The 16,641-nt window shown below is 61.1% G+C and carries 15 protein-coding genes and 1 tRNA gene; 11 read left to right on the top strand and 5 right to left on the bottom strand.

Annotation, left to right across the window (positions count from 1 at the left end; translation table 11 throughout):
• Positions 1–62: 62 nt before the first annotated feature.
• The 4 genes from serS (at position 63) to BSG19_RS10175 (ending at position 4,699) form a co-directional block, all read left to right on the top strand.
• Complete coding sequence (gene serS / locus BSG19_RS10190; RefSeq protein ID WP_092987608.1) at positions 63–1,346, top strand: serine--tRNA ligase; 1,284 nt, start codon at positions 63–65, stop codon at positions 1,344–1,346.
• Positions 1,347–1,405: 59 nt separating this feature from the next.
• Entirely contained in the window at positions 1,406–2,059 is a 654-nt protein-coding gene (locus BSG19_RS10185) for a protein-L-isoaspartate(D-aspartate) O-methyltransferase (RefSeq protein WP_092987606.1), read from the top strand.
• A gap of 269 nt (positions 2,060–2,328) precedes the next feature.
• Complete coding sequence (locus BSG19_RS10180) at positions 2,329–2,985, top strand: biotin biosynthesis protein BioC (protein WP_244529194.1); 657 nt, start codon at positions 2,329–2,331, stop codon at positions 2,983–2,985.
• 139 nt (positions 2,986–3,124) lie between these two features.
• Positions 3,125–4,699 (top strand): peptidoglycan DD-metalloendopeptidase family protein, encoded by a 1,575-nt coding sequence (locus tag BSG19_RS10175; protein WP_092987604.1) that lies wholly within the window; start codon positions 3,125–3,127, stop codon positions 4,697–4,699.
• 75 nt (positions 4,700–4,774) lie between these two features.
• Here the strand turns inward: BSG19_RS10175 and BSG19_RS10170 are convergent, their stop codons facing one another.
• Positions 4,775–5,668, bottom strand: a complete 894-nt coding sequence (locus BSG19_RS10170) for an ATP-binding protein (RefSeq protein ID WP_092987601.1) — start codon at positions 5,666–5,668, stop codon at positions 4,775–4,777.
• A 243-nt stretch (positions 5,669–5,911) separates the two neighbouring features.
• On the opposite strand from BSG19_RS10170, the gene yajC reads away from it, so the two are divergent.
• From yajC to BSG19_RS10145, 5 genes are all read left to right on the top strand, one after another.
• Positions 5,912–6,247, top strand: coding sequence for a preprotein translocase subunit YajC (gene yajC, locus BSG19_RS10165; protein ID WP_092987599.1), 336 nt, complete (start codon positions 5,912–5,914; stop codon positions 6,245–6,247).
• 61 nt (positions 6,248–6,308) lie between these two features.
• Positions 6,309–8,837: a protein translocase subunit SecD gene (secD, locus tag BSG19_RS10160; RefSeq protein WP_092987597.1), complete on the top strand. Its 2,529-nt coding sequence runs from the start codon at positions 6,309–6,311 to the stop codon at positions 8,835–8,837.
• Complete coding sequence (locus BSG19_RS10155; RefSeq protein ID WP_092987595.1) at positions 8,837–9,223, top strand: Mth938-like domain-containing protein; 387 nt, start codon at positions 8,837–8,839, stop codon at positions 9,221–9,223. The genes secD and BSG19_RS10155 overlap by 1 nt, the downstream gene beginning before the upstream one ends.
• 14 nt (positions 9,224–9,237) lie before the next feature.
• On the top strand, positions 9,238–10,116 hold the full coding sequence (locus tag BSG19_RS10150; protein ID WP_092987593.1) for a phytoene/squalene synthase family protein: 879 nt from the start codon (positions 9,238–9,240) through the stop codon (positions 10,114–10,116).
• A gap of 177 nt (positions 10,117–10,293) precedes the next feature.
• Entirely contained in the window at positions 10,294–10,707 is a 414-nt protein-coding gene (locus BSG19_RS10145) for a hypothetical protein (protein ID WP_092987591.1), read from the top strand.
• 33 nt (positions 10,708–10,740) lie between these two features.
• Here the strand turns inward: BSG19_RS10145 and trmFO are convergent, their stop codons facing one another.
• The 3 genes from trmFO to BSG19_RS10130 all read right to left on the bottom strand — a co-directional run bounded on the left by trmFO (position 10,741) and on the right by BSG19_RS10130 (position 12,894).
• Entirely contained in the window at positions 10,741–12,174 is a 1,434-nt protein-coding gene (gene trmFO, locus BSG19_RS10140; protein ID WP_092988428.1) for a methylenetetrahydrofolate--tRNA-(uracil(54)-C(5))-methyltransferase (FADH(2)-oxidizing) TrmFO, read from the bottom strand.
• 137 nt (positions 12,175–12,311) lie between these two features.
• Positions 12,312–12,455 carry a DUF1127 domain-containing protein gene (locus BSG19_RS10135; RefSeq protein WP_082477357.1) on the bottom strand — a complete coding sequence of 48 codons (144 nt, stop codon included), beginning with the start codon at positions 12,453–12,455 and terminating at the stop codon, positions 12,312–12,314.
• Between the two features lie 295 nt (positions 12,456–12,750).
• Positions 12,751–12,894: a DUF1127 domain-containing protein gene (locus tag BSG19_RS10130; RefSeq protein ID WP_092987589.1), complete on the bottom strand. Its 144-nt coding sequence runs from the start codon at positions 12,892–12,894 to the stop codon at positions 12,751–12,753.
• A 337-nt stretch (positions 12,895–13,231) separates the two neighbouring features.
• Here BSG19_RS10130 and BSG19_RS10125 point away from each other — a divergent pair.
• Together BSG19_RS10125 and tig are read left to right on the top strand one after the other, a co-directional pair.
• Positions 13,232–13,316, top strand: a tRNA-Leu gene (locus BSG19_RS10125).
• A gap of 152 nt (positions 13,317–13,468) precedes the next feature.
• Positions 13,469–14,956 carry a trigger factor gene (tig, locus tag BSG19_RS10120; protein ID WP_092987588.1) on the top strand — a complete coding sequence of 496 codons (1,488 nt, stop codon included), beginning with the start codon at positions 13,469–13,471 and terminating at the stop codon, positions 14,954–14,956.
• Between the two features lie 179 nt (positions 14,957–15,135).
• Here tig and sthA read toward each other — a convergent pair whose 3' ends face one another.
• Positions 15,136–16,545 (bottom strand): Si-specific NAD(P)(+) transhydrogenase, encoded by a 1,410-nt coding sequence (gene sthA / locus BSG19_RS10115; protein ID WP_092987586.1) that lies wholly within the window; start codon positions 16,543–16,545, stop codon positions 15,136–15,138.
• Between the last annotated feature and the right edge of the window lie 96 nt (positions 16,546–16,641).

The raw sequence follows: 16,641 nt of genomic DNA, 5'->3' as shown, positions 1-16,641 counted from the left end.
CTTGGCGTCTTCGTCCGCGTCATTTGCGGAATGTCGGGTCTCTCACGTCCGGAGACTGATCGATGCTCGATATCAAATGGGTGCGGGATAATCCCGAAGCTCTCGACGCGGCACTGGCAAAGCGCAGCGCCCCTGCCCAGGCGGCAAGCCTGATCGCCTTGGACGAGAAACGGCGTGGCCTCGTGCAGGCGCTTCAGGACATTCAGTCCCGTCGCAATTCCGCCTCGAAGGAAATCGGCGCCGCGATGGCGCAGAAGAATACCGAGCTTGCCGATCGCCTCAAGGCCGAGGTGGCTGATCTCAAGACCGCTATGCCGGCGCTCGAAGACCAGACGCGGTCGATCGATGCGGAACTTCTCGACGTCCTGTCCCGCCTCCCCAATATTCCGCTGGACGATGTCCCCGTCGGCGCGGACGAGAATGCGAACACCGTTGCCCGCACCATTGGCGCGCGTCCCGGCTGGAACCATAAAGCGCTGGAGCATTTCGAAATAGGCGAAGCGCTTGGCTATATGGATTTCGAGCGCGCCGCCAAGCTTTCCGGCTCCCGCTTTACGGTGTTGACCGGACCGCTGGCGCGTATGGAGCGGGCGCTCGGTCAGTTCATGATCGATCTTCACACAAGCGAGCACGGCTATACGGAAGTATCCTCGCCGTTGATGGTGCGCGATGACGCGATGTTCGGCACAGGCCAGCTTCCGAAGTTTGCCGAAGACCTGTTTCGCACGACGGACGGCCGCTGGCTGATTCCGACAGCCGAGGTAACCCTGACCAACCTCGTCCGCGAGGAGATCGTGGACGGCGACAAGCTGCCGCTGCGCTACACTGCGCTGACGCCGTCCTTCCGGTCGGAGGCAGGCTCTGCGGGGCGCGACACCCGCGGCATGCTGCGCCAGCACCAGTTCTGGAAATGCGAACTCGTTTCGATCACCGATGCCGAGACGTCTATCGACGAGCACGAGCGGATGACCGCCTGCGCCGAGGAGGTTCTGAAGCGTCTAGGCCTGCACTACCGGGTGCTGACGCTCTGCACGGGCGATATGGGCTTTGGTGCCCGCAAGACCTACGATCTCGAAGTCTGGCTACCGGGTCAGAACACGTTCCGCGAGGTCTCATCCTGCTCCGTCTGCGGTGATTTCCAGGGCCGGCGCATGAATGCGCGTTACCGCTCGAAAGACGACAAGGCACTGAAATTCGTCCATACGCTGAATGGTTCGGGAACCGCCGTTGGCCGCGCGCTGATCGCGGTCATGGAGAACTACCTGAACGAGGATGGCTCGGTGACCGTGCCCGACGTCCTCCAGCCCTACATGGGCGGACTGACGCGGATCGAAGCAGCGCGTTGATGCGCGCGTAACGCGGTTCCTGACCGGGAGCCGCGTTGCCGAAGGAGGGGGACGGGTGGATGGCGACGCGATTGCTGGAGCAGGAAGGTTTTGCCGCGCTGGTGCTACGTCTCCGCGCGGAAGGCATCACCAACAAGGGCCTGCTGAACGCCGTCGAGGAGACGCCCCGCACCCTGTTTGCGCCTGCACCCTACCAGAAGGAGGCGCTTTCCTCCCGTATGGTTCCGCTCGATTGCGGGTCTTTCATGGAAGGTTTCGACTTTGCGGTGCGCGCCCTCCATGCGCTTGGCGTCAAGCCTGGGCAGCGTATTCTGGAGATCGGTACCGGCAGCGGCTTCACGGCCGCTGTCATGGGGCGGATTGCCGAGCGTGTCCTGAGCTACGAGCGCTACAAGACGCTCGTGACGAACGCGCAGGCGAGCCTCGACAAAGCCGGCATCCGCAACGTCATCGTCCGGCAGGCAGACGGCAATGCAGGCCTCGCCGGAGAGGGAACCTTCGACCGTATCCTCGTGACGACAGCTTTCGACAGCCTGCCGCGCGTGTTCTCTGATCACCTTGTGTCAGGCGGTGTGCTGCTGGTGCCTATCATGGTGAGCGAAACTGAGTGCCGTATGGTGCGCCTCACGCGGACAGGAAGCCGCTTCGACCGCGAGGATCTGTTCGAGGCGCCATACCTGCCGATCGTCCCGAAAATGGCGGCTTTCCTCTAAGGCCTGTTGCGCCAAGGCATTTCGGGTTCTTGTGACAACGAGACGCGTCATTATCTCGGTGCTCTCCTGGAATCACTCAAATTCCTTCAGCGTGAGCGGTGTGGCAGCTCCGTCTATTCGGGAAACCTTTATCAGACTTCCGCTATTTCAAAGGGTTAACCGGGCGTTAACCTGCTCCAGCCTCGTGCAAGCCTCGGGATCTAACCCAAAGCAGACCTCACAGAGCTTTGCAGAGGTGCAGGCTCCCAAGGCGTTGAGGCGGAAGGAGCATGTCCATGCAGATTGCAGGCAAGACGATCACCGCGACCAATGATACGGGACAGCGTGGCGCGCGTCCCCAGGTTCGGCCGGATGTCGATAGCCGTGAAGCATCGGCGCCCACTGCCGTCATCAGCGGCAATTACGATCCGTCCTCCCGCGTCTCCCTTTCTGCGGAAACGTTGCTTTTCCTCTCGCGAACGAAGCGTGCACAGGAGAAATATCCGCCGCTGACACGCGACGAGTGGAACAACAAACTTTCCCCTCAGCTTGCCGCGCGCGAGTATCAGGCTTTCGGAAAATACGGCGAGACCGGCGACTACAAGGCCTATTACCGCGGCTTCATCGACTATTACGACAACCTGCGCCCGGACGATCAGGATAGCCTGCGCTATTTCGGTACCCGCGACGCCGCCGTCGCCGGGCTGCGTTCCATGGAGTACGAGGATGAGTCCGGGATTGATACGGTTGGCGGGTTCCAAACGCTTGTCGATGTGCTCCTGGATGGCGAGAAGCCGACACCGTCTGATCAGGCCGGCGATGCGCCGGGTGTGATGATCACCGGCGACATGTTCGGTTGGGATAGTGGCTCGGTTTCTTACGAGGACGTTACCCAGAGCCGCGCCGAGCATTCGGAAATCGAGCGTTTTTACCGCGAAAGCTTTTGATCCGCCTGTGGATTCCGCAGATGGCAATCGTCATGGGCGAGGTTAAAACCATAAAGGATGACCGGGTCTTAACCCGCCGGTAACTCTAATACGTTTTAATAAACCTACATCGGGGCTATGTTCCAAGTAGGTAAGCGTCATGCGTTTGAGTGTATCGTCATCTGTTCATAAATCGGTCATCCGTCTGGGAGTGGCCGTTCTCCTGGCGAGCGCGGCGAGTGGCTGCAGTTCGGACTCGTCCCGGTTCGGAGGCTTGTTTTCGCGCTCGTCCGACCTGACGACCAATTCCATTCCCAGCGCTTCGGTGCCGGTTCCGCGCGGAGATCTCGACGGTAGCGGCAACATGCCGCCGATGTCGAACACCCGTCAGGCGGCGGTCAGTCAGTCTTTCCCCGACCCGGTCAATGTGACGCCCGTGTCTCGCACACGTGTTGCCTCGACGCCGATGAACGTTCAGCGCACGACGCTTGCTGAACCGACGGCCGAACCGACCCGTCGCCCGAGCGCTCAGCCCTTTCCGTCGGAAACGTCTTCTGCACGCCCAAGGACGCCCGCACTGGCTGCGCCGGATCCGGTCAACACGGCGACTGTTCGTACATCCAGCGGCTGGTCTACCGTCAATGCGCCGGCCGTGCTGATGCGTCAGGGTGATACGACGGCATCGCTTGCAACCCGCTTCGGTGTGCCGGAAAAGGAAATTCTGAAGGCAAACGGCCTGAAGCGCGGCTCCGACGCCGAGCCGGGTCAGCGCATTCTGATCCCCACCTATGGAGCAGCCGGTAGCGCTGCCAAGGCGTCGGCTTCCCAGGCTGCGACGGCTCTCGATGTCGACAAGCAGAAGAACAAGCCTGTTCTGCCGGAAAACCGCGACGTTGCCATCCTGCCGACGCAGACGCAGAGCCGCGAAAAGGGCTCGACCGCGAACGGTACCACTGCCGGCAAGCAGCCGGTGGCTGGTGAGGGCGACAAGGCCGGTACATACACGGTCAAGGCTGGCGATTCGCTAAATCGTATCGCGAAGGCAAACGGCGTCTCCGTCGATCAGCTTCGCGCGGAAAACGGCCTGACGAGCGGCGCCATTCGTGTCGGTCAGGCTTTGAAGCTCCCGAAGACGGCATCGGTTGCCCGGAATGCCACCCAGCCCGGCACGGATGAGGTGACCACGGCATCCGTCGCTCCGAAGGGTGTTGCCCCGAAGGCCGAGCCGAAGACGGCGAAGGTGGAGCAGGCAAAGGCCGAAGTCACGAAGCCGACGGAATATACGCCGGCCGTGGCAAAGCAGTCGGTCAACGAAGTCGCCGCCAAGGACGATGGTTCGGACGCTCCCAAGGCCACCGGGATCAGCAAGTATCGCTGGCCGGTCCGCGGTGCCGTCGTCGCCGGTTACGGCGCCAATGTCGAAGGCAACCGCAATGACGGCATCAACATCTCGGTACCTGAGGGAACGCCGATCAAGGCAGCCGAAAACGGTGTGGTCATCTATTCCGGCAGCAGCCTCAAGGAACTCGGAAACGCGGTCCTCGTGCGCCACGACGACGGCACTGTCACGGTCTATGGCAACGCTTCGGAGCTGAAGGTCCAGCGCGGCCAGAAGATCCAGCGCGGGCAGACACTCGCAGCGTCCGGCATGAGCGGCACCGCAAGCCAGCCTCAGGTGCACTTCGAAGTCCGCAAGAATGCGACGGCCGTCAATCCGGCAACCTACCTGGAATAGTAGGTATCCGGCCAGCGAATGCGAATGAGCAAAAACCCCGGCATGCCGGGGTTTTTGCTGTTCGGGGCGGCGCGCCTACTGCGTCGAGGCACTGCTTTCGCAGTCCCCGATCCGCGTGCGGGTGCGTCCTGCAAGGTCCTGAATGAATTGCCAGGCAACGCGACCCGAACGCCCTCCACGCGTCGTGCTCCATTCGAGCGCCTGCGCATGGAGGTCTGTCCGGGAAATAGCGATCGCGAAATGCTGCGCATAGGCATCTATCATTGCGAGATAGTCTTCCTGGCTGCACTTGTAGAAGCCCAGCCACAGGCCGAAGCGATCTGACAACGAAACTTTTTCCTCCACCGCCTCCGAAGGGTTGATTGCCGTCGAGCGCTCGTTCTCCATCATGTCGCGAGGCAGCAGGTGGCGGCGGTTCGAGGTCGCGTAGAGAAGCACATTGCCCGGACGTCCTTCGATGCCGCCATCCAGCACGGCTTTGAGCGACTTATACGACGTGTCGTCATGGTCGAACGACAGGTCATCGCAAAAGACGATGAAGGAAGCGGATGAGGCTTTAAGGATATCCATCAGCTGGGGCAGGGTGGCGATATCCTCGCGATGCACTTCCACCAGCTTCAGCGCAACACCCGTCCGCTGGATGACGGCAGCATGAACGGATTTCACGAGCGAAGACTTGCCCATACCCCGCGCGCCCCAGAGAAGGACGTTGTTCGCTGGAAAACCTTCTGCAAACCGCAGCGTATTGTCGAGAAGGATGTCCCTGACATGATCGACGCTCTGGATGAGGGCGAGGTCGATGCGGTTCGGTCGCGCGACAGGCTGCAGGTGGCTTCGCGAAGGCGCCCAGACGAAGCACTCCGCCGCGTCGAGATCGTTCACCGCGGGTGCGGGGCCGGCAATGCGCTCGACCGCCGCAGACAGCCGTCGAACCTCTTCCATCAGCCGTTCGATTGTCGCTTCGCTCATGTCGGTCTCCTCTTCTCCGCTGTACTGTCAGGCGCGCCCGCACCTGTATCGGCTGCGCTAACACGCGTCTTAGTCTGGGGAAAGGTCACTCGACGGCCGAAAAGTCCTTCTGCGGCAGGATAAACTATGCGAGAGGCAGGGTTCGGCGCGTTGCAATCGCAGCGGCCATTCTTATAGTGCGGCCATTCCGCGATAGGGCGTTCCGCCCACCGGCTGCAATTGTTGTTATTTGAGGAGTGATCGATGTTCATTACGGAAGCTTTCGCGCAGACGCCAGGTGCAACCGGCGCCGGCAGCGCGGACATTCTCATGTCCATCCTGCCGTTCCTGCTGATCTTCGTCGTGATGTACTTCCTGATCATCCGTCCGCAGCGCACGGCCTTGAAGCGTCGTGAGGAACTGCTGAAGAACATCCGCCGTGGCGATCAGGTCGTCACCGGCGGCGGCATCGTCGGCAAGGTTACGAAGGTCATCGATGACGGTGAACTCGAAGTGGAAATTGCTGACGGCATCAAGATTCGTGTGGTACGGAGTGGTGTGACCGAAGTCCGCGTCAAGGGCGAGCCCGTCAAGGAATAACGGGCCGCTTGCGGCAAGAGACGACGATCCGATCGATCCACTGCGAAGCGCCGGGAGCGTCATGCCGCAAACCTCACGCTGGGGAACTATCCTCGTATGGCTCGTCGTTCTCGCGAGCCTCGTCGTGGCCCTGCCGAACGTGTTGCCACGTTCGCTTCTCGATAGCCTGCCGGACTGGGTTCCAGCCCGCCAGGTTGCGCTTGGGCTGGATCTTTCCGGTGGCTCGCGGATCGTGCTCAAAGTGGAGCGCGATGATGTAACGCATACGCGCCTGCAAGCCGCAACCGATGCCGTCGCGGCACAGCTGCGCAATGCCAATCTCGCCTACACCGATCTTTCAGGGACGGGTGAGGAAATCACTTTCTCTCTTCAGGATGCTGCAAAGGCGGAAAGCCTGCCGCAAGTCATGGCGCCGCTCACCGGCGCTGTCGATCGCGGCCGCGGCAGCAAGGCCGTCAGCGAGCTGCGCTTCGTCGGCACGTCCGATGGCCAGTCGCGGCTTGCTCTGACGGCAGAAGGCATCGATGCACGCCTTGCGGATGCGGTCACCGACAGCATCGCCGTGCTTGAACGGCGCCTCGTGGAACTTGGCGTGGTTGCACCGCGCCTGGGGCGTCAGGGCGCCGACCGAATCGTCGTGCAGGTTCCGGGGCTTTACGATTCCGAACAGCTGAAGACGGTTTTGGGGCAGGGCGGGGAATTCTCCTTCCGCATCGCCGATATGTCCTCGACCGTCGAGCAAGCCGTGACCGGCGCGCCGCCGGCAGGCTCCGAGGTTCTTTATTCTGCGGAAGATCCGCCGGTTGCCACGCTCGTACGCCGCCAGCCTGTGGTGACAACGGCGGATATCGCGGACGCGACAGCCACGACGGACGCGCAGAATGGCGCGCCGGTGGTCGATCTTGTTTTCACCGAGGATGGTGCGCGCCGCTTTGCAGAGGCCACCAAGGTGGTTGCCGGTACCACCATGGCCGTTGTTCTCGACGGAGCAGTCATTGCGACGCCTCTTATTCGCGACGCCGTTACCGACGGCCGCATGCGGCTTGCCGCCGATATGACGCCCGAGGGCGCTCAGGATCTCGCCCTGGTCCTGCGGGCCGGCGCCCTCCCGGCATCGATCTCTGTTGCCGAGGAGCGCACGATCGGCGCAGGCCGCGGTTCCGACAGTATCGATTCCATGCTGATCGCCGGCGCAGTCGGCACGGTCGTCATCATCGCCTTCATGGTCGGCTTCTATGGACGCTTCGGCGTCGTGGCCAGCATCGCGGTCGTGCTCAATGTGGTCATGATCGTCGCCGTTCTCACCGCGACCGGCTTGCCGCTGACGCTCCCCGGGCTCGCTGGCATCGTGCTGACGATCGGCATGGCGGTGGACTCCAACGTTCTCATTTTCGAGCGCTTCCGCGAGGAGGCAGCCGCCGGCCGCGACTTCCGCCAGGCGATCCAGCTCGGCTTCGCCCGCGCCTTCGGCGCTATTGTGGACGCCAATATCACCACGTTGATCGCCGCGATCATTCTCCTTTATCTTGGCAGCGGCTCTATTCGCGGCTTTGCCGTCACGCTCGCCATCGGTATCGTCACTACGCTCTTCACAGCCTTCACACTGACCCGCGTGATGCTGGAGGCATGGCAGCGCCGCCGTCCGCGCAAGCGCTTGCCCCGCGGCATCAAGACGGCGATATTCGATCACCTCTCGTTCCGCTTCATGGCGGCGCGCCGCTACGTTTTCTCGGTCACGGCAGCCCTTTCGATCCTCACCGTCGTGCTCTTCGGTCTGTTCGGCATCAATCTCGGTATCGACTTCTCGGGCGGTTCGGTCATCGAGGTCCAGGCACGCGAGGGCAATGCCAATATTGGCGATATTCGCGCGCGTCTCGATGAGCTCAATCTCGGGGACATCGCGGTCGAACCCTATGGTTCGCCACGTGATGCCGTCATCCGCGTTCAGTCCCGCGATGGCGGGGAGAACGCCGAGCAGACGGCCGTTATTCTCATTCGCGACGAGCTCGACAGTGCTTACGAACTCCGTCGTGTCGAGGTCGTCGGTCCCACGGTCTCGGAAACCCTCACGCGTTCCGCCTCGATCGGTGTCGCCATCTCGCTGCTTGGCATTCTTCTCTACATCTGGGCTCGCTACGAATGGCAGTTCGCTGCGGGCGCCATTGTCGCAACACTGCACGACGTCATTCTGACGATCGGGCTTTTCGTCGTGACCGGCATGGAGTTCAATCTGACGAGCGTGGCAGCGCTGTTGACCATCGTCGGCTATTCGCTGAACGACACCGTCATCGTCTATGACCGTATCCGTGAGAACCTGAACCGGTTCCCGCGCATGCCTCTGCCAATCCTGATCGACACCGCCATCAACCAGACGCTGTCGCGCACCGTGTTGACGGGTGCGACGACGCTTCTGGCTTTGGCGGCGCTGAGCCTCTTCGGCAGCGATACGATCCGTCCCTTTGCCGTCGTCTTGATGTTCGGGGTAGCCGTAGCGACCTTCTCCTCCATTTATGTCGCTGGGCCGGTGCTCATCCTGTTCCGGCTGAAGCGTGCCCGCGCCCGCGCACGCGACATGCAGGGAGCAGCCTGATGCGTCGACCGATCGAAGTTCGCAATGCCCATTTCCCCGGCCGGGCGCCTATCGATGCCTACGGCAATGGCGGTTTCCGCTTTGCCGGCATGTCGCATCGCGGCTCGCTCCTGCTGCTTCCCTCGGGAATCTACGGCTGGGAAAAGGAAGAAGGCGAGCCTTTGACGGCAGCCGATTTCGATCGCGTTATCGCAGAAGCTGTTGACATCGAGGTCATCCTTGTCGGCACCGGCGTAAACATCCGGCCACTTTCGGGTGACGTGAAAACGGCCTTCCGCAGTCACTCCATTTCATCAGACCCGATGAGCACAGGTGCAGCGGTTCGGACCTATAACATCATGCTGGCCGAGGAGCGTAACGTCGCCGCCGCTCTCATCGCCGTGTGACGCGAACGATTCCCATGTCCGATAGCGCCAATCCTGACACCGTACCCGGCATACCAGATTTTTCCGCGAGCCTTGCCGCGCTGCGCGAGAGCGATCGTGATCGCTATCTCGCCTGCCTGTTGGCGCCGCCCGAAAAGCAGGGGCAGCTGGCTGCACTTTACGCTTTTCACGCCGAGATCGCCCGTGTTCGCGATGTCGTGCGAGAACCACTTCCCGGTGAGATCCGGTTACAATGGTGGCGCGACGCGCTGGAGGATACGACAGGCGCCAAGGCGGATGGAAATCCGCTCGCCGAAGCCTTGCTGCACACGATACGCGCTGCACATCTGCCGATCGGCGTCCTGCTCGACATGATCGATGCGCGTGTCTTCGATCTCTATGACGACCCGATGGAGAGTCGGAGCGCGCTGGAAGGTTATGCAGGGGAAACCGCTTCGGCCCTGATCCAGCTCGCCTGCCTCATCCTCGATCCGGAAACCGCGCGCAGTTCGGCCGATGCTGCGGGCCATGCCGGGGTTGCACAGACGATTGCCGGGCTCCTTATGCTTGCCCCGATTCATCGGCAGCGCGGCCAGGTCTATTTCCCGGCCGACCTTATCGCAGCCACGGGCCTTGACCGGGCATCTTTCCTGAGTGCAGAGGATCGTGCGGCGGTCACCCGCGCGGTGCAGGCTCTGGCCGGCCTCGGGCGGGAGCATCTCGGCAAAGCACGCGCGGTATCGCAAAGCATCTCGCGGCAGAACCGTCCAGCCTTCGCAGGCGTGGCACTTGCCGAAAAGGTATTCAAGCGCGCGGAGACGTCGGGTGCCGATATTTTCGAGCACTCCATCGTTCCACCGCAATGGCGGCGGCAGTGGTGGATGTGGCGGGCAGCCCAGAGCGGTCGCTGGTAGATTTCGGCACATCCACGCAAGCCGCAGCCGCTACGGGATTACCCATCGGCTTGCTCGAGAGACCAGCGGCTTGCACGAGACAAAGTGCATCGATGCTCTTTGGTTCTGACAGGCTTTTGAGATGAAGCCGCTACGTGACATGACCGGCACATCAATGCCGGAGATCGGGAAGATGCGATGATATCGTGGTTTGCCGTCGCCGCATCGCTCTTAGCAGCGGCTTATATCTACCAGCGCATGAAGCGTCAGGAGGCTGAATATCTGTCGGAACCGGACGAAGGGCAGGCCATTCTTGATTTCGGGCGCGCCTTCCCCAACGAGGCGATCCGGGCCATCCACCCGACGGCCGACGGCCAAGCCTTCTTCGTGCGGCTTCACGACGGAAAAGCGGGCATCGTGTTATCGCAGGGACGACACTATCTCTGCCACCTGATCGTCCCCGGCAAGGTACGGATCACTCATGCCCAGAGTGGCCGCGGCTTGACGCTGTCGTTCAACGACACGGCGACCTTTGATGGAACCTACGAGTTTGCAAACGCGGAAACGGCTGCCGAGGTCTCCCTCTGGATTCTCGGCAGCTTCAGCCCCTGAGCCGAATGCACGGTCGTACTTGGAAGGGCAAACTCAGGCTGACCGAAGCAGTCCGGTCTCCTGCCCAAGCCACACGGCGCAATCCGCGAGAGCTCTGTTCGCGACGAGGTTCTTCTTGACGATGGCCTTGTCCTTGCCACGAAACCGCTTCACGCCCTCCGGCTTGACGATCGCGCCGGGATCGAGCGGCGGGAATAGGCCGAAATTCACGTTCATCGGCTGAAAGGAGCGCTTGCCCGGCTCTTCGTCCGAGACGATATGCCCGCCGGTGATGTGTCCGAGAAGTGCGCCGAACGCGGTGGTTGGCGGCGGAAGATGCACGGCATCTCCTTTTCGCTCCGCTGCCGCGAACCGACCAGCCAGGAGCCCGATGCTCGCGCTCTCCACATAGCCCTCGCATCCGGTGATCTGCCCCGCGAAGCGCAGTCCCGGCCGGGACTTCAGGGTCAGAGAACGATCGAGTAGGGTCGGCGAGTTCAGGTAGGTGTTGCGGTGCAGACCGCCAAGGCGCGCGAATTCTGCACGCTCGAGTCCCGGTATCATGCGGATGATGTCGGCCTGCGCGCCGTATTTCAACTTCGTCTGGAATCCGACCATGTTGTAGAGCGTGCCAAGCGCGTTATCCTGCCGAAGCTGCACGACGGCATAGGGCTTGACTGTCGGGTTGTGCGCATTGGTCAGCCCCATTGGCTTCATCGGACCATGTCGAAGCGTTTCGCGTCCCCGCTCGGCCATGACTTCGATCGGCAGGCAGCCGTCGAAATAGGGCGTCCCTTCCCATTCCTTGAAGCCGATCCGGTCTCCGGCGATCAGCGCATCGACGAAGGCGTTGTACTGCTCCTCGTCCATGGGGCAGTTGATATAGTCCTTGCCGGTGCCGCCGGGGCCGACCTTGTCATATCGCGACTGGAACCAGCACACATCCATGTCGATCGTCTCGGTATGGATGATAGGCGCGATGGCGTCGAAAAAGGCAAGTGCGTCCGCGCCGGTTTGCGCCTGGATCGCTTCCGCGAGCGCGGGTGCGGTAAGGGGGCCCGTTGCGATAATGGCGAGATCCCAGGATTCGGGCGGCAGCGCGGAGACTTCCTCACGCGTCAGCTCGATCAGAGGATGGTCGCCGATGGCCTGCGTCACCGCTGCCGAAAAACCTTCGCGATCGACCGCGAGCGCGCCGCCCGCGGGCACCTGATGACGGTCGGCACAGGCCATGATCAACGAGCCCGCAAGACGCATTTCCGCATGTAGCACGCCCACGGCGTTGCTGGTCGCGTCGTCCGAGCGGAAGGAGTTCGAGCAGACCAGTTCCGCGAGGTGATCCGTCTTGTGCGCTTCGGTTTCGCGTACGCCACGCATCTCGTGCAGGATAACCGGGATACCGGATTGAGCGATCTGCCAGGCGGCTTCACTGCCTGCAAGGCCACCACCGATGACATGAATGGGAGAATAGGAATTGTGCTTCGTCATGGCGCGTTCATAGAGCAAAACGGCTCCGCCCGGAAGGGCAGGCACATCACGTGTGCCGCCGTGAATGCTCACACCTGCTGCAAACAAAAACGGCGCCCCGAAGAGCGCCGTTGGCATACCGTCTCGAAAACCGCCGATTAGCGGTAGGAGCGCGAAGCAATGTTGCGAATATCGAAACGCGTGATGCCGATGTCCGACAGTGCGTGGTTCGACAGGTTGCCGAGTTCGGCGACGGTGCGGCGGTAGTTGATCCAGCTCTTGGCGATGCGAATAGGGTTCATGGTCTTATCCTTCGGTATCATGGTGAGAGGCATTCGTTTCAGCCATCTCGTTGACGCTTCTTATACGCCCATGTTTTGAGAAGGGGCAGTGCAAAGACTGTGCAGCTGCCATGCATTTGTGCAGATGCCTGCTCATTTTGCACGCATACGATCTGTCTGACCAATTTTGCAGCTCAAGAAATTCGCGTTGCGAAGCATCCGGTCGTAGCGCGTTATCTGCACGATCCACGAACGAAAAACGCCTCCCGGCTAAGCCGGGAGGCGCTTCACGTCGATTGTCTCGCGGGGTGCAGGCTTAGAGGACAGCCTTGCGCGCAACGCTGCGGATGTCGCCGCGGCCGATGCCGAGATCGTTCAGTTCACGATCGCTCATGCGGCCGAGTTCCGAAACGGTCTGACGATACTTGCGCCATGTGGAGAAAGAGCGGGTGATGTTCATGTCCGGTTTCCTTTTCTGGAAGTGCCGGCATTTCTCACCGGCGCGTTGTCATGACACTGATATAGCCAATCAAATCGATTAGAGGCAGGGTGTCTGCTGCATCGCACCCATGCGGCGGGCGCAAACCTTGCCGATAGGCGGTAACGCAAGCTGACGGGAGCATCCGACGAATGTCTCGCCGTCGCTACGTGCGATCGCCGGAAAAACCGCATTTTCCCTTTGATCCCCAGGGAACGGGTGTTATAGAGACGCCGCGCTCGGGAAGGCTTGGACCCGGTTGCGGCAGGAATTTCGTTATTTCCGCTCATCCGTAGAGACCAGGCAGCCGCTTCTGAACGCGGGTATGGTGAAATTGGTAGACACGCCAGATTTAGGTTCTGGTGCCGTAAGGCGTGGGAGTTCAAGTCTCTCTACCCGCACCAGATGGACGAATGGGTCGTTATAGACCCGGCGGCAGCGCTGTTTTGCTTGCAAAGCGGCGTTCTATTTGCGTAAAGCCACTCCCGGCAATCGGATCGGCTCGCCTGAAGCATTCAATGGCAGAGCCCTGTCAACGTGAAATGAAGGTTGGAACATGCAGGTTATCGAAACGCTCGCGGATGGGCTGAAGCGCGAACTCAAGGTCGTCATCCCGGCAAAGGACATGCAGGCGCGCATGAATGAGCGCCTCGCCGATGCCAAGGACAAGGTCAAGATCAACGGCTTCCGTCCGGGCAAGGTACCGGTTGCACATCTCAAGAAGATGTATGGCAAGTCGATCATGGCCGAGCTCGTCAACGAGCTGGTTCGCGACAAGCCCACCGAGATCCTGTCGGAGCGCGGCGAAAAGTCTGCGACCCAGCCGGAAGTGGCGATGACCGAGGACGAGGCAGAAGCCGAAAAGATCCTGAGCGCCGAAGCCGATTTCGAATTCACGCTCGCCTACGAAGTCATTCCCGCTATCGAGCTGAAGGACGTCAGTGGCATCAAGATCACCCGCGAAGTGGTCGATATTGCCGAGGATGAGGTCACCGAGCAGATCATGCGCATCGCCGAAAGCGCGCGCACCTTCGAAGACAAGACCGGTGCAGCCGAAAACGGCGACCGCGTCACGATCGACTATCTCGGCAAGGTCGATGGCGAAGCCTTCGACGGCGGCAAGGACGAAGACGCGGAGCTGGTTCTCGGTTCCAACCGCTTCATCCCGGGCTTCGAAGAGCAGCTGGTCGGCGCCTCGACAGGCGACGAAAAGACGATCACCGTCACGTTCCCGGCCGAATATCCGGCAGCAAACCTTGCTGGCAAGGAAGCCACCTTCGACATCAAGGTCAAGTCGGTCGCAGCACCCGGCACCGTCGAGATCAATGATGAACTGGCAACAAAGCTCGGCGTCGAATCGGCTGACAAGCTGAAGGAAATCGTGCGCGGTCAGATCGAGAGCCAGTACGGCTCGATGACCCGCCAGAAGGTCAAGCGTCAGATGCTCGACCAGCTGGACGAAATGTACCAGTTCGACACCCCGCAGCGTCTCGTCGATGCCGAGTTCGACAACATCTGGCGCCAGATCAACACCGATCTGGAACAGGCCGGCAAGACCTTTGCCGATGAAGAAACTACGGAAGAAGAAGCTCGCGTCGAATACCGCAAGCTCGCCGAACGCCGCGTTCGCCTTGGTCTCGTCCTGTCGGAAATCGGCGAAAAGGCCGGTGTTACCGTAACCGACGAAGAAATGCAGCGCTCGCTGTTCGATCAGCTGCGCCAGTTCCCCGGTCAGGAAAAGCAGATCATCGACTACTTCCAGAAGACCCCGGGTGCTGCCGCGTCGCTGCGCGCTCCGCTCTTCGAAGAAAAGGTCGTCGATCACCTTCTCTCGGAAGTCAGCGTGACCGATAAGACGGTCAGCAAGGAAGAGCTGATGGCGGAAGACGAGGACGGCGACGACAAGCCGGCCAAGAAGTCCGCCAAGAAGAAGTCGGCTGCCAAGGCTGAAGCCACCGAAGGCGAGGAAACCGCCGAAGCTGCTGCTCCGAAGAAGAAGGCTTCTTCCAAGAAGAAGGCTGCGGACGACAGCGCCGCCGAGTAATCGACGCCTGGATTGGATACTGAAAAACCCCGCCGGTTTCGCCGGCGGGGTTTTTTGTTCTGACAAAAAGGCAGTTGGATAGCTCGAACGCTAGCGGGACGTTCCTTCGCCCCGCTGGCGGGGAGAAGGTCGGAGCAGGCAGATCAGAGCCTCGTGGTCTGCAGCCGGCGCTTCCCGGTTTAGTGCTCGCTGCCCTTCAGGTCGCCCATGCGGTTCCATGCATCGAGGCCGGCGATCTTGTAAGCTTCCGCGAGTGTCGGATAGTTGAAGGTATTCTCGACGAAATATTCAACCGTGCCCTTCAGGTTGAGAACGGCCTGGCCGATATGGACGAGTTCGGTCGCACCTTCGCCGACAATGTGGATGCCAAGAAGGCGGCGGGTCTTGAGCGAGAAGATCAGCTTCAGGAGGCCCGAATCGAGACCCATGATGTGCCCGCGCGACGTCTCGCGGAAACGTGCGATGCCGCACTCGTAAGGGATGCCACGGGTCTTTACCTCTTCCTCGGTCAGTCCGCAGGTCGAGATTTCGGGAACGGCGTAGATGCCGTAGGGGAAGAACTTCGGTGGCTCCTTGGCAATGGCGCCGACGGCCACGCGTGCAGCGATCCGGCCCTGTTCCATGGAGGTTGAGGCGAGACTCGGAAAGCCGATGACGTCGCCTGCGGCGTAGATGTTGGGCACGGAGGTCTGGAATGTTTCCGGATTGACGCTGAGCCGTCCGCGCGTGTCGGCCTGCAGGCCGGCCGCTGCAAGGTTCAGAGACTCGGTTGCCCCCATGCGCCCGGCGGCAAATAGCACCATCTCGCAGATGATGACCCGTCCGCTGTCCAGCGTGATCTGGCACTTGCCGTCGGGCAGTCGCTCGACTTTGTCGGCCTTCTGGCCGAGATGAAGCTTCATGTTGCGGTCACGGAGCTGGTAGGTGAAGTCTTCCACGATCTCCTTGTCGATGAAGTCGAGCATGGTCGATTTCGGATCGATAATCGTCACGGCCGTATCGAGCGCGCTGAAGATGGTTGCATATTCAATGCCGATAACGCCGGCGCCGATAACAGCCATGGAGCGCGGCAGCTCTTCGATGTCGAGAAGCTCGTCGCTATCGAGGACGGTTTTGCCGTCGAAGGGAATGTAGTCGGGCCGGAAGGGCTTGGTTCCTACAGCTAGAAGAATGCTTGTGCCGGTGACCTGCACGACTTCGCCGTCTTCCTTGACGATCTGCATGGTGGTGGCGTCGACAAAGCTGGCGCGTCCACGGATATGCTGCACGCGGTTACGCGCAAACTGGTGTTCGAGAACCTCGACCTCGTGGTCGAGCGTGATGAGCAGGCGCCGGCGCAGGTCTTCCGCGCTGATCTGCTCCTTGACGCGATAGGCGCGGCCATAAAAGCCGCGTTCACGCCAGCCGGAGAGGTTCAGCGCGGTCTCGCGCATCGTCTTCGAAGGGATCGTTCCGGTGTGTACGGAAACACCTCCGACACGTTTTCCCTGCTCAATCACGACCACTTTCTTGCCGAGCTTTGCGGCCTGAATGGCGGCGCGACGGCCGGCGGGGCCGCTGCCGACGACGATGAGGTCATACTGCATCATGGAGTGTTTCCGATATGATGATGAATCGTTGTGCGTTGCGGCAAATGTCGCGCGTCAATGCCCTATAGGTCAATCATGGAGACTGTGTGAACGACG

The organism is Rhizobium sp. NFR03, from assembly GCF_900111275.1.
Lineage (GTDB): Bacteria > Pseudomonadota > Alphaproteobacteria > Rhizobiales > Rhizobiaceae > Ferranicluibacter.
The sequence above is the reverse complement of the archived record's forward strand: the minus strand, read 5'-3'. Positions and strand labels throughout refer to the sequence as shown.